Annotated in this window: 12 protein-coding genes and 1 other annotated feature; of the genes, 5 read left to right on the top strand and 7 right to left on the bottom strand. The window is 51.5% G+C overall.

Annotation, left to right across the window (positions count from 1 at the left end):
• The first annotated feature begins 54 nt into the window (after window positions 1-54).
• From SR894_RS08160 to SR894_RS08170, 3 genes are all read left to right on the top strand, one after another.
• Complete coding sequence (locus SR894_RS08160; RefSeq protein WP_223288885.1) at window positions 55-294, top strand: hypothetical protein; 240 nt, start codon at window positions 55-57, stop codon at window positions 292-294.
• A gap of 56 nt (window positions 295-350) precedes the next feature.
• Window positions 351-836, top strand: a complete 486-nt coding sequence (locus tag SR894_RS08165; RefSeq protein WP_133730592.1) for a VOC family protein — start codon at window positions 351-353, stop codon at window positions 834-836.
• A 193-nt stretch (window positions 837-1,029) separates the two neighbouring features.
• Window positions 1,030-2,178 carry a GGDEF domain-containing protein gene (locus SR894_RS08170; RefSeq protein WP_133730593.1) on the top strand — a complete coding sequence of 383 codons (1,149 nt, stop codon included), beginning with the start codon at window positions 1,030-1,032 and terminating at the stop codon, window positions 2,176-2,178.
• Here SR894_RS08170 and SR894_RS08175 read toward each other — a convergent pair.
• The 4 genes from SR894_RS08175 to SR894_RS08190 form a co-directional block, all read right to left on the bottom strand.
• On the bottom strand, window positions 2,173-2,937 hold the full coding sequence (locus tag SR894_RS08175) for an alpha/beta hydrolase (RefSeq protein WP_133730594.1): 765 nt from the start codon (window positions 2,935-2,937) through the stop codon (window positions 2,173-2,175). The genes SR894_RS08170 and SR894_RS08175 overlap by 6 nt on opposite strands.
• 12 nt (window positions 2,938-2,949) lie before the next feature.
• Window positions 2,950-4,179, bottom strand: coding sequence for a kynureninase (gene kynU, locus SR894_RS08180; protein WP_133730595.1), 1,230 nt, complete (start codon window positions 4,177-4,179; stop codon window positions 2,950-2,952).
• 83 nt (window positions 4,180-4,262) lie between these two features.
• Window positions 4,263-5,099 carry a tryptophan 2,3-dioxygenase gene (gene kynA, locus SR894_RS08185; protein WP_027959205.1) on the bottom strand — a complete coding sequence of 279 codons (837 nt, stop codon included), beginning with the start codon at window positions 5,097-5,099 and terminating at the stop codon, window positions 4,263-4,265.
• Between the two features lies 1 nt (window position 5,100).
• Window positions 5,101-6,552 (bottom strand): M20 family metallopeptidase, encoded by a 1,452-nt coding sequence (locus tag SR894_RS08190; protein ID WP_133730596.1) that lies wholly within the window; start codon window positions 6,550-6,552, stop codon window positions 5,101-5,103.
• A 232-nt stretch (window positions 6,553-6,784) separates the two neighbouring features.
• On the opposite strand from SR894_RS08190, the gene SR894_RS08195 reads away from it, so the two are divergent.
• On the top strand, window positions 6,785-7,567 hold the full coding sequence (locus tag SR894_RS08195) for a LysR family transcriptional regulator (protein WP_223288886.1): 783 nt from the start codon (window positions 6,785-6,787) through the stop codon (window positions 7,565-7,567).
• A 1-nt stretch (window position 7,568) separates the two neighbouring features.
• On the opposite strand, the gene SR894_RS08200 is transcribed toward SR894_RS08195, so the two are convergent.
• A protein-coding gene (locus SR894_RS08200) for an IS3 family transposase (RefSeq protein ID WP_159342931.1) occupies window positions 7,569-8,785 on the bottom strand; the annotation gives its coding sequence in 2 pieces (ribosomal slippage) (window positions 7,569-8,500 and window positions 8,500-8,785; 1,218 coding nt in all).
• Window positions 8,394-8,510, bottom strand: a sequence feature (AL1L pseudoknot). It overlaps the preceding gene by 117 nt.
• A gap of 228 nt (window positions 8,786-9,013) precedes the next feature.
• Here SR894_RS08200 and SR894_RS08205 point away from each other — a divergent pair.
• Entirely contained in the window at window positions 9,014-10,162 is a 1,149-nt protein-coding gene (locus SR894_RS08205) for a hypothetical protein (protein WP_223288857.1), read from the top strand.
• 95 nt (window positions 10,163-10,257) lie between these two features.
• Here SR894_RS08205 and SR894_RS08210 read toward each other — a convergent pair whose 3' ends face one another.
• Together SR894_RS08210 and SR894_RS08215 are read right to left on the bottom strand one after the other, a co-directional pair.
• Window positions 10,258-12,168 carry a DNA topoisomerase III gene (locus SR894_RS08210; protein WP_223288856.1) on the bottom strand — a complete coding sequence of 637 codons (1,911 nt, stop codon included), beginning with the start codon at window positions 12,166-12,168 and terminating at the stop codon, window positions 10,258-10,260.
• Window positions 12,165-12,641, bottom strand: coding sequence for a hypothetical protein (locus SR894_RS08215; RefSeq protein ID WP_223288855.1), 477 nt, complete (start codon window positions 12,639-12,641; stop codon window positions 12,165-12,167). The genes SR894_RS08210 and SR894_RS08215 overlap by 4 nt, the downstream gene beginning before the upstream one ends.

Raw genomic sequence — 12,641 nt, forward strand, 5'->3', positions numbered from 1 at the left:
TGGGCAGGCGCTCCTTTCTGGTCGCCCAGTGCTCTTACTATGGAGATATGCCAGATGCCAACGGTAGCGCTATGGTTGATCACTATTTCCAGCGATCAACCGATAAATGAAATGGCCACGCGCCTCAGCGCTGAAGGATTAACCATCCAGGAGGTGCTGGAGGAGATCGGCTGTATTACCGGCTCGGCTGACGATGCCACGGCGGAACGGCTGAAAAAGGTCAAAGGTGTCGTGGATATAGCGCCTGATATGCAGATCGACATGGGGCCACCGGGCTCCGAAGAAACTTGGTAAGTTGAGTCAATATTTCACTGGGCTTGATAACGCGATGGTTTTAGTGGAGATGTGATATGGCAACCCCCGCAAAGAACACTGTTTGCCTTTGGTACGATGGTGGTGCAAAAGAAGCAGCGCGCTTTTACGCTGATACCTTTCCTGATTCGTTTGTCAGTGCGGTTCATCACGCACCGGGAGACTTTCCATCGGGTAAGCAGGGGGATGTATTGACCGTCGAGTTTACCGTGATGGGCATTCCGTGCCTTGGGCTCAACGGCGGGCCTGGGGTTACGCACAATGAGTCGTTCTCTTTTCAGGTTTCAACGCATGACCAAGCCGAAACGGATCGCTATTGGAATGCCATTGTTAGCAATGGTGGCGAGGAAAGCGCCTGTGGCTGGTGCAAGGATAAATGGGGAATATCGTGGCAGATAACGCCTGCTGTGCTGATTAACGCCGTTACCAACCCTGACCCTGCCGTCGCAAAGCGAGCATTCGACGCAATGATGCAGATGAGAAAAATCAACATCGCGGACATTGAGGCGGCGCTTCACGGTTGAGATAAGATTGGTTGACTCTTCGTTTAAAGTAAGAATATTTCGAAAACCGGCTTAACCTGGGCATGATGAGCATTGAAACTCAATATGTTACAATATGTAATTGCCCATTAGCCACGTCAGAAGATCCTGATCTAACCGGTGTTTCCCGGTAGGTGGCGGGTGGTGTAAAGCTATCCAGTTCCGGAAACAGGTAATGATGAGAAAGCATGCGCCAATACCCACCGAATGGTGGGCCGATTTTCTACTTAATCAATACTCGCGGTCGCGCCGACTTGGCTACTTGTTGTCTGGCGTGGTGTTGGTGTTGTTACCCGTTTTCACTATTTTGGATGCGACGCTGGTCGGCTACTCTAACGGGGAGTCGGTATGGAAACATATTCTCCTTCGCCTGCCCGCCGCTATGCTGGCGATTACTTTTTTGCTGCTCCATCGTAAGAAAGACCCAGGCTTATGGGCTTATCCGCTATTGCTGACGTTGAATCTTTCAATAGTGGGAATGATGGCTGCCATGTTCGTATTGCACTATTCGGAGCAGGGTGGACATCTTCTCTACATCACTCAAGGGCTCACCTTGGCCATCATTGCTGTGGCTACAGCGACCGTCTACGGTGTTAGAGATCTGGTTTTGATATACGGCTTGCCGTTTATGGCAGTAATCGCTTTTATTGTGTTTTCAGGTAGCCCCTTTCCAGATAACCCCATTCATTTGATCTTCATTCCCGCTGCGATGGGCATAGGTGTCGTCATTGCTACGATGCTTTACCAGGAACACCAGCGCACCTTTATTGCCAGCCAGCAACTTGAGCATAGTGCGTTGACCGATGCGCTGACCGGCTTGCCCAACCGGCGCTCGATGCATACACACTTGCAGTCAGAGTGGAGCCGCGCTAAACGCGGCGAACAGTGCTTTGCTGTGTTGATGGCCGACTTGGATCGCTTCAAGGCAGTTAATGACCAGTATGGCCACGAAGTGGGTGATGAAGTGCTCACCATTCTTGCTACTCGGTTCACCACTACGCTTCGCGGTGGTGATCGGGTTGCCCGCTGGGGTGGAGAGGAGTTTTTGCTACTGATTCCAAGCGCCACCGTTGAGAGCGCTATGGCCGTCGCCGAAAAGGTGCGTCGAGCAGTTGCTGAGCCGACTTTTGCCACCTCGGCAGGCAACTTGGCGGTTACATTGAGCCTGGGTGTTGCGCTTCACCGCCAGACCGAGAGCATTGACGAAGTGATCAGCCGCGCCGACAAGGCGCTTTACCGTGCTAAGCAAGAAGGCCGCAACCGTGCGGTACTGGCAGGCGAGAGATCGGGCACGGTGTTTTCTGCAATTGCTTCAAACTCATAACGCATCTAACACATCAAAGTGATCGCAGTTAGCTATATCCACGAGCTCGACTTGGATATGGCTAGTCTTTAAAGCTGCAACGAAATCGTGTGTTTGTTGGCGAAAAGCGGGCGGATCATTTTCGGCGATCACTACTTGGCATGAGGGTAGTTTGCTCGAATCGGCAAATATAGGGCTTAACGCAAGCGCTTGGGTTGGGGTGAGCTCCAGCGCTTCGTTAACGTAGGTATCCACCAATGGGGTTAGGTCATAAACGCCGCTCACCAGTATCAATTTATCAATGGGTATATCACCACTGGCGGCTACCCAGTAAGCCAGCTGGGCACCGGCGCTATGGCCGCCTAATACAATCGACCAGACGCCACCGTTATCCGCGAGGGCGTTGCATGCCGCCGCAACCCCCTCAATGCACTGCTTCACCATGGTGTTAATGGACGTTTCCGGTGCTAAGCCGTAACCCAGTGAGGCGAATGCCATGCCTCGGGCCAGGTAGCGTTCAGCCAGAAAGTCCGTCGCGGTGTTATCAAGCGCCTGCCAGTAACCGCCGTGAATAAATAGCATCAATGGCCAGGGGCCCGCGGTATTTTCCGGAACAAACAGGTTGAGGCGGGCCGCCGGATCTTCACCGTAGCGCAGGGTAATCGGCTGGTGGCGTGCCACCAGGTCGATACCTAAAGCTGCCTGGCGCCTTAAAGTGGCTTCATAATCCCGAGCGAAATAGCTCGGCGAGTAGGCGAGATTCAGGGGTGTTTCAGTCATCACGTACCTCTATTAGGTAACGGCACCACGCACATGAAACTGCGGATCCTGGTACTCACCGCTTTCCATTACCTCACGGAAGTGCTGGGCGGCCTGCCAAACATCTTCAAAACTGAGGTATAGCGGGGTAAAACCAAAACGCATTAAGCCGGGCTCCCGGTAGTCGCCGATTACACCTCGGGCAATCAAGGCTTGAACGATAGCGTAGCCGTTTTGACTATCCACCAGTGATACCTGGCTGCCGCGCTCACTGGCTGATGGGGTTATATCGTCAATATTATGAGTGGTAAAAATATCGCTTAAACACTCTCGAAACAGGTCGCTCATTGCCAGACTTTTTGCTCTCAGCGCCTGCATGTCCACCTCGCTCCATAGGGCGAGTGAGGCTTCCAGAGCGGCGTAGGCCAGTGCCGAATGGGTGCCAGTGCGAAAGCGGGAAATATCTCCCGCTGGGGTGTAGTCCGCTTCAAAAGCGAAGGGCGATGCATGGCCGTGCCAGCCGGAAAGCGGCTGCCAACCTTTGTCTTGGTGATTGCTATGCACGTATAAAAAAGCTGGTGCGCCAGGGCCGCCGTTAAGGTACTTGTACGTACAGCCTACGGCGTAGCGAGCGCCGCAGCCGTTTAGATCAATGGGCAGTGCGCCTGCGGAATGGGCCAAATCCCAGATGACTTCCGCGCCGTGGTCGTGCACCAGTTTCGTGGTGGTGGCCATATCGCGTAATTTGCCAGTACGGTAGTTAACCTGACTCAGTACCACCACGGCTACACCGTCGAGGTGTTCGGCCAAGTTGCCTCCTTCGGGGAGGAAGCGGTGTTCGGCGCCACTCACCCGGCAATAGCCTTGGGCGATGTAGCCATCGGTCGGAAAGTTGCCGCCTTCGCTAAGAACCGCCTGGCGACCCTCCTTGCCTTGGCCGAGAATATATCCCAGCAGCTTGAAGATATTTAGCGTGATATTGTCAGTGACGCTTACCTCACCGCGTTGCGCACCAATCACCGGGGCTAGTAGATTGCCCAATCGTTCCGGAGCATCGAACCAGCCCTGATTCCAGCCTTTGATCAACTGATCGCGCCATTGATCCAGAGTCTCATCGACCGCCTGTTTGGCGGCCTTCGGTTGAGCGCCCAGTGAGTTCCCATCAAGATAGAGCACGCCTTCGGGCAGGGCGAAATGGCTTTTAAAGTCTGCCAATGGGTCTTGGCGGTCACGCTCACGAACACTATCCAGGCTTACAGGCATATGGCTGCTCCGAAAAATTGTATGTCGCTGTTTTGAATATCATGACGGTAGTTAAACTGGGTGCGCAGTAGTGCGCCAAGTGCTTATATCGTCGTCCGAACACTCCACAGTTCCGGGAAGAACTGAAGATCCAGCGCTTTGACCAGATAATTCACCCCAGCCGTACCCCCTGTGCCGCGTCTATAACCAATGATACGTTCGACTGTTTTCATATGGCTGAATCGCCAGCGCTGAAAGTTGAATTCGACATCCACCAGTTTTTCAGCAAGCTCGTATAGATCCCAGTGCTGTTCGCTGTTGCGGTAGATTTCCGTCCAGACCGCTTCCACCTCGCTACTGGCGGTGTAGGGGATACTCCAATCGCGTTGGGTTTTGCTTTCCGGAATGCTGAAACCGCGTTTGGCAAGCAGCTGCAGCACGATATCGTAAAGACTGGGCGAGTGGAGGGATTCCTGAAGTTTTTGGTAGTGTTTGGGTTTTGATCGGTGGGCTTCGATTAGCTTGGCGTTCTTGTTACCCAACAGGAATTCCATTTCCCGATATTGATAGGACTGAAACCCAGAGCTTTGGCCAAGGCTGTCTCGGAAGCTGGCATAGTCGGCGGGGGTCATGGTGACCAGCACTTCCCAGGCCTTGATAAGCTGTTCCTGAATTCTGGAAACCCGCGATAGCATCTTGAAAGCCGGGCGCAGGTTATCTTCTTGAATATGCGCTGCGGCGCCATGAGCTTCGTGAAGGCACAGTTTGATCCATAGCTCCGATACTTGATGGATAACGATAAAGAGTAATTCATCGTGTTCATCAGAAGCCGGATTTTGGCAAGCAAGCAAGGGTTCCAGATCCAGGTACTGGCCGTAGCTAATATCCTGATCCCAATGAATGGCTTCATTATCGACGCTGTTTTCTTCAGGAGTCGTCATTTTATTCTGCCTTGGTGGCTGTGCGATGTGTGGTTGTTGTCGTTTGTTTGAAAGCCTGTTCTTTAGGCTCACCTAAGTCCCAGAGTATACCGGCGGCGATCTTCAGGCCCTGCTCGATAATCGTTTCGAGCAGGTGTTCATCTGGGGCGTGCTGATTGCACGATGCATAGGAGTGAGGCAACCATACCGTAGGAAGGTTGAGTACATCTGAAAAACAGTGGTTGGGGATTGTCCCGCCCAGGTTGGGCAGGATATGCACGGCCTGACCCAAGCTGTTCTCTGCCGACTGGGCCACAAAGGAAACCCAAGGGTGGCTGGGTTCAAGCCGGGTGGCGGCGTAGCCACCCATAAACTGAATTTGAATACCCTCAAAGCCATGGGCGTTAAGATGCTGGCGCAGGTTCTTTTCCACCGCTTGCCAATCGGTGCCTTTGACGAAGCGAAGCTGCAAAATGGCTTCTGCACTTGCAGGAATGGCGCCAACTGGCTTGTCGGTTCTCCCTGCGCTCAAGCCCAGAATTTCCAATGTATTGGCGCCATATAGGCGCTCGCCGTCGGTTAGCTGGTTTTCGCCCCAGGCAGGATTGATGGCTGGGTCATTGTCGCCACCGCCCACTGGAAGATTGCGCACCAATTGAGCTACTTCGTCAGGCATTGCGGGCGCTTTAAGAAAGTCGACCAGAATTTTCCCCTCGCTGGAGAGAAGCGTACTAAGCGCGTTACACAGCACTACCGCGGGGTTGGTGATGATGCCACCCCAGTTGCCGGAATGTCGGCCGCCATTGCCAGTGTTCAAAGCAAGTTTGAGCTGAACAACGCCCCGAGAGCCGAGAAACAGGGTGGGCATGTCATGGCGGATTCGAGGACCGTCAGATGCCAAGAAAAGATCGGACTTAAGCGCTTCTTTATAGGTTTTGCAGGTTTCTTCTAACCCAGGAGAGCCTATTTCCTCGCTCATCTCAAAGAGGATCTTGACGTTATAGCCAAGTTGACCCTCGCGGACTTTAATAACGGCCTCCAGCGCTGCCAGGTTGATGCTGTGTTGGCCTTTGTTATCAGCTGTGCCGCGCCCATAAACGCGGCCATCAACAAACGTCAGTTCCCAGGGGGCGATGCCGTCAGACCATTGATCTTCTTGCCCATCGGTGACATCTCCATGGCCGTAAAGCAGCAGTGTAGAAAGCGTGGGATCTTCAATACGTTGGCTGATCAATAAAGGTGGGTGATCGGATTTAGGGTTTTCGATCACTTGGCTGTCGAAGCCTAATTTAGAGAGGTGCGGGACTATTTCTTCCGTTAAGTAGTCACGTAGCGTATCGCTGTGTTCAGGGTCTTGGCTAACCGTTCTAAGGCCGACGCGCCTTGCCAGCGTCTGGTAAAAGTTGCCACTGGAGAGTTCGTTGCTCGCCAGTTGAAGAGCGAGTTCACGCCCTGAAAGCTGCGTTGTATCCATTGCCTGCCTTTTTTATTGACCGTTATGGTATTTGGACATAGTTATGGTGTTTGGAGATAGCTATGGTGCTTGGAGATAGAAGGAAGAAAGTCGTTAGAAAAAGAGTAGTCCTTGCCTATGTTTGCAACCATCATTAATATTTCAAATAATCTTTCTAATTATAAGAAACCAGGCGCAATCAAGTGGCGCAGGTAACTCGCTCAAACTTGTTGTTGGGCAAAAAGAGGCCGCTATGCAGGAACTCAATTTACGTTACTTTCAAAGCGTCGCTAAAACGGGCTCTCTGTCGGCCGCGGCGGAAGAACTGCACGTTGCGGTTTCAGCGGTGAGTCGCCAAATTACCAATTTGGAACAACGGCTGGCTATCAAGCTGTTTAACCGACAGCCGCGCGGGATGCAGTTAACGGAGGCGGGCAGGGTGCTGCAGGCCTATGCATTGCGTAATCAGCTGGAAGTCAGCAGTGTGATTGCGGAAATGCAGGACGTAATGACGCGGCAAATGCGCAAAATTACCGTGGCATGCCCGGATGGTATGGCCTGGCACTTCCTTCCCAGCGTTATATCCAGCTTTATTGTTCAATGTCCTGATACCCGATTTGATCTACACGTGGTCGAGTCAACCCGGGCCTCTGAGCTGGTGAAAGAGGGCGAGGCCGATATTGCCTTAACCTTTAGCCTCTCACCGGATATCGGCGTGAAGGTGATCTCAAGCCATAATGCTGCGATCAGTGCGCTGATGGCTAAGAGTCATCCTCTGGCAAGTAAAGATGTCCTACAGGTAAAAGATTTAAGCCACTACCCATTAACCATGTCGCTAAATGGCTCGACCATGCGCTACTTATTTGATGTGGCGTGTAGTTTGTCGGGTATAAAAGTGCTTCCTAGCTTCTCGTGTGATTCCCTGGGGGCAACCTACACCATGGTATGCGAGCACCCTAATATGATTGGGCTGTGTAGCGCCGTGGCCGTCAGCGGTATGAACCGCCCCGGTTATTCCGGAGACCGGTTTGTTTGAGTCAGGCAGCTTCACCCGACTCTTCCAGTTGACGATAATACGTCCTTTCTCGTTCTGCTGGTGGAACGTTTCCGATGGGTTCCAGCAGTCGGCGGTTGTTGAACCAGTCAACCCACTCCAGCGTGGCATACTCAACGGCATCCAGTCCCCTCCATGGGCCACGATGATGGATCACCTCCGTTTTGAACAAGCCGATGATGGTTTCAGCCAGCGCATTGTCGTAGGAGTCGCCGGTGGTGCCGACTGAGGCATTGATACCCTCGTCAGCCATACGCTCGGTGTAGCGGATCGAGAGATATTGGCTTCCCCTATCACTATGATGGATCAACCCTTGTCTGTGTTTTCGTGCCCACAGAGCTTGCTCCAGAGCGTCCAGCACCAGTGCCGTTCTCATCGACGTCGCTACACGCCAACCCACGATACAGCGTGCATAAACATCGATAACGAACGCAACGTAAACGAAGCCAGACCAGGTAGCGACATAGGTAAAATCGGCCACCCAAAGCTGATTAGGACGCATAGCCGTAAAGTCACGTTTCACTAAATCAGGTGCCCGTTTCTGGCCGGGATCACTGAGGGTCGTGAAGGGGCGTTGGCCTCGCACCACGCCGCGAATTCCTAGGCGGCGCATGAGCCGTTCTACAGTGCAACGAGCAACATTAACGCCTTCACGGCGGAGTTGCCGCCAGACCTTACGGGCACCGTAGACGCAGAAGTTTTCTTCCCACACGCGCTGAATCTCAGCGGTAAGAAACGCATCCTGCCGATACCGGTCTGCCCGCCGTTCAGGATCAGCTTCAAGTGCCTTGTGGTGGTAATACGTCGATGGGGCGATTGGCAGTTGACTACAAATCGACTCGACCCCGAACTGAGCACGATGCTCGTCGATAAATGACACCATCAATTGGGTTTGCGGTCGAGCTCCGCCTGGGCGAAAAAAGCAGCCGCCTTACGGAGAATTTCATTGGCACGCTTCAATTCGGTGTTTTCACGCTCTAGCTGCTTGAGCCGTTCATGTTCAGACAGGTTAACCGAGCTGTTTTCCTGCGTGAGTTCTGTGCGTTTGCACCAGGCTCTCAAAGTCTCTGGTGTACAGCCGAACTTGCTGGCAATGGAGCAGATCGCCGCCCACTTGGACGGGTATTCGCCTTGCTGTTCAAGGACTAATCGAACAGCTCGCTCCCGGACTTCTGGGGAATATCGTTTTGGTGAGTTCATAACTCCATCCTCTCAAGATATGGAGTCTCCGGTAAAGCCGGGGCGGTTCAGCCAGGGCAGCCATACCTTCCTGGGATAGCCCTCTACTTTTACGAATCTCTCTGACCCTCTGGCCGAACGCCAAAAGCTTTTCGTTCCGCATCTGTCCTGCTCCACCCAAAGGATGGAACTATCACGGGGCACTGGATACAATTCCACGGACTATAATTCCCATTTGGAGCGGCCTGGATGAAGTTAGAGATAATTACTGATGATGAGCAGGGCGCACGTATCTGCGGGGAATACTGGAGGCAGTCTGAAGACGGCGAGTTTGTCTTCAAAATTAGCGAGATTGCGATCGCTTATTCAATGAAAACACACGAGGTCAGTAAGTTCGTCGAACAGCATGCTTTCGTATGGCTGGAAGATATCTGCTGTGGTCGTTGCAGACAGCCGTACCGCTTTGGTACTCGCAGCCAGTATCAAGACCGCCGATGGCTTCGGGAGCGGGTCTGTAGTGCATGCTTGGAAGCCGAACGACAAGCCATTGCTGACGAAAAGAAAGAGTTGCTTCTGAAAATGCGGCAGTCGGCGAAAAGCAACGTACCAGACCTGGCAGCGCTAGACCTGACGAGCAAGGTCTATCTGCTAGCGACGATTCAGGCGTTAGGCGATGAGCAACTTGCTACCATAGAACCACTTAGCGATTATCCCGCTTGCACGCTGTCGCCGGATCCTGTCTATGATCATAAGGTGCTTCAGCATTTGATTGATCACAACCTATTGTTGATTTCCTTGGCTACACGTCTAGAGGTGGTCGCGCTTCATGAGGATGGGCAGTTTAGTGTTGATCTTGGAGCGTGCTCATTTAGCATTTCATTTGAAGCTGACCAGGTTATTGCACTAATCAATGAGTTTTTTGATGAGGAAATCGCACATAGCGTCAGGCAATCGCCGGAATTTAATGCGCTATGCAAGGAAGCCCAACTGAACGAGTGCATTGGTTTCTTGAAGGTTATGCTTGAAGAGCATCAGCTGTACTGGTCGCCGGGGGAGAAAAGCCGCCAGATGCTCAGCAGGTGCCTAGAGCATTTTAGTGTAGCCCAGGTCTATAACTTTATTTGGCGGGCCGCCAAGGACGCCGCTGCCTATTATATGCGTAGCTCTATCAGCAAACGGCAGGCAGCTAACTCGGTTGTTGGGAACATTTCACGGAGTATGGAGCGTGCCTTGGCCAATGAATGGGAAGTGAAGCCATTTGCTAGGAACTATAACCTTCCGCAGTCCTCACTGAGTCGTGTCATCTTCAATATGATTCTGGGCACTGACGACAGCGGATTTGATTACCGATTAGCCGACGTTTTTGAAAAGAGTGGCCTTCACGAACCGAGTGTTTGAGCGATATTCAATATTGCTCTTGGCGTCCTTGAAATGTACAAAGGACGCCAATCATATAAAGATTGAATCAACCGTAGAATGCGGTTTGTGCTGTGCTACTTTTTTCTAGCTGTTTTTCTTTTTCGCATCGGCTTCTTACCCATCCCACGTAGAGCCGAGAAATCACCGCCTTCTACTTCAGCAATTAGCGCTTTCAGGCCATCAGTGAGGGGCTGCATAAACTGCCCGTATCGCATCCGCTTCTCGCTGATGGCTTCAAGCTGAGACTCCCAATGTGCGGTCATATCAGGAACAACCATTCGTTTAGGCAGACTGTTCACAAGATGCTTTCCTGCCTCTGTCGAGTGGATCTCCTTACCTTTCTTTGTCAGAAATTGCCGTTTGAACAATAACTCGATGATCCCTGCACGGGTGGCTTCCGTGCCGAGCCCATCTGTATCCCTTAGCACTTTTTTTATTTCAGGATCTGATACGTACCTCGCTATTCCCGTCATGGCAGAGAGTAATGTTGCGTCTGTGAAGCGTTTCGGGGGGCTGGTTTGTTTCTCGTCCATTTTGCCGTCGATGCAGGTAACAGGATCTCCAGACTTCACGTTGGGAAGAGCCACTGACGAAAACTCTGCGTCTTGCTTTGGGGTCTTTTGAGGTGGCAGCAGCGCCTTCCAGCCGTTAGAAATAACTGACTTCTGTTTGGCGATGAACAATCCGCCTTCCACCTCGCTGTCGATTTGGTGCTCTGCATACTCAAATGCTGGATAGAATTGCATCAAGTACTGGCGGGCAACTAGCTCGTAGATATTCTTCTCATCCTGAGACAGGCGATCAGCTGGAACTGCCCTGGATGTTGGTATAATTGCGTGGTGAGCGCCTACCTTGGCGTCATTCCATGCCTTACTCTTCAGGTCGAGGTCAGCCTTTCGTACGCTATCAGAAAGCGTCGCCGACGTTTTGGCAATAGACTGAGTCACCGTGTAGCGTTCGTCATAGTGGCCTTTAGGCAGATACCGACAGTCTGACCGGGGGTAGGTGATCAGCTTATGGCGTTCATATAACTGTTGGCATATGTCCAGAGTCTTCTGGGCGTTTAGATTGAAGCGCTTTGATGCATCAATCTGCAGTGATGAAAGACTGTAGGGTAGGGGAGCAGGCTGTTTTTTCTTGTCGCGTTTGACTGCGATGACGTTGCCTGAATGTCCGACTACCTTTTGAAGAACGACTTCGGCAAGCTTTCGTGACAGCACACGGCCTTCCTCGTCCATATATGGCTCGCAAGCAGTACTAGGCTTCCATTTTGCTGTAAAAGACTCACCAGCCATTGTCTGAAGCGTTATGAAGACCTCATAAAATGGCTTGGTTATAAAGTTTTCGATTTCTTGGTCGCGGTGAACGACCAACCCCAAGACAGGCGTCTGCACACGGCCAATCGACAAAACGCCGTTGTACCCAGCGCTTTGGCCAAGAAGGGTGCAGAGGCGAGTCATATTGATACCATAGAGCCAATCGGCCCTTGCCCTTGCCAGGGCTGATGTTGCTAACGGTATGAAGTCAGTATTTTTGCGAAGATCATTCAACGCCTTCTTGATAGCAACAGGGTTCATATCGTTGACGAGACAGCGCAATGTGGCTTCGCGTTTTGCCTTATTCACACCTGAATAGTTGATCACTTCATCGACCAGAATTTGACCGACGCGATCAGGGTCACCCATGTTGACCAGCTGGTCAGCTTCTTTGATCAATTTCTTGACGGCATTAAACTGCGAGCGGGTTTGGCTTTTAACTAGATGTTTCCACTCGACCGGAATAATTGGCAGGTGCTCTTTTTTCCATTTTTTGTACTCAGGATCGTAAGCATCTGGCTCAGCCTGCTCCAGTAGATGACCAATACACCAAGTTACAACATCGCCATTAGCCACCCTGATAAACCCATCACCTTTCTGGTGGGGTTTGGGAAGCACATCTGCAACTGCGCGTCCGACACTCGGCTTTTCGGCAATGTATAGAATCAATTCTGTTTACCTCGCTCAAATCCAACGACTTTCACTTTGTTCAGCTCAGCCTGAAGGGCTTCTATTTCCTCAAGTGCCTCGTAAAGGGAGAACTCTAATTTGGCATTTTGTGCAATAACTAGATCACAGAATTTTTTGATTTCATCTCGTTGTGATCTGTAACGTTCTTTAAGCTCACGTTCTTTATCTCTTTGGGCTCTAAGCCTATCTACAGAAACCTTAATTTTAGAAGATGAAGAAGTCGAAATTATTGATTTGTGTTTACCAATTTCACGCCGTGCTCTTTCAACAAAGTCATCGTAATAGTATATTCCACCGGAGCTAAGGCCAGCTTCCTTGTTTATTCGACTTAGATTCAATTTTCCGTCATTTGGTGTTCTTTCAGGATGACCTTCGATTAAGCGCTGAAGAGCATCTTCAAGCTTCTGCTTAGTTATTTCACCTCTCTCAGAAGGTGGGTTCTGAATACTCAC

Origin of the sequence: Vreelandella neptunia (assembly GCF_034479615.1) — a bacterium.
GTDB lineage: Bacteria > Pseudomonadota > Gammaproteobacteria > Pseudomonadales > Halomonadaceae > Vreelandella > Vreelandella neptunia.

Coding starts and splice junctions, on each gene's coding strand:
- SR894_RS08160 (WP_223288885.1), top strand. CDS start 55: ATGCCAACGGTAGCGCTATGGTTGATCACTATTTCCAGCGATCAACCG.
- SR894_RS08165 (WP_133730592.1), top strand. CDS start 351: ATGGCAACCCCCGCAAAGAACACTGTTTGCCTTTGGTACGATGGTGGT.
- SR894_RS08170 (WP_133730593.1), top strand. CDS start 1,030: ATGATGAGAAAGCATGCGCCAATACCCACCGAATGGTGGGCCGATTTT.
- SR894_RS08175 (WP_133730594.1), bottom strand. CDS start 2,937: ATGACTGAAACACCCCTGAATCTCGCCTACTCGCCGAGCTATTTCGCT.
- kynU (WP_133730595.1), bottom strand. CDS start 4,179: ATGCCTGTAAGCCTGGATAGTGTTCGTGAGCGTGACCGCCAAGACCCA.
- kynA (WP_027959205.1), bottom strand. CDS start 5,099: ATGACGACTCCTGAAGAAAACAGCGTCGATAATGAAGCCATTCATTGG.
- SR894_RS08190 (WP_133730596.1), bottom strand. CDS start 6,552: ATGGATACAACGCAGCTTTCAGGGCGTGAACTCGCTCTTCAACTGGCG.
- SR894_RS08195 (WP_223288886.1), top strand. CDS start 6,785: ATGCAGGAACTCAATTTACGTTACTTTCAAAGCGTCGCTAAAACGGGC.
- SR894_RS08205 (WP_223288857.1), top strand. CDS start 9,014: ATGAAGTTAGAGATAATTACTGATGATGAGCAGGGCGCACGTATCTGC.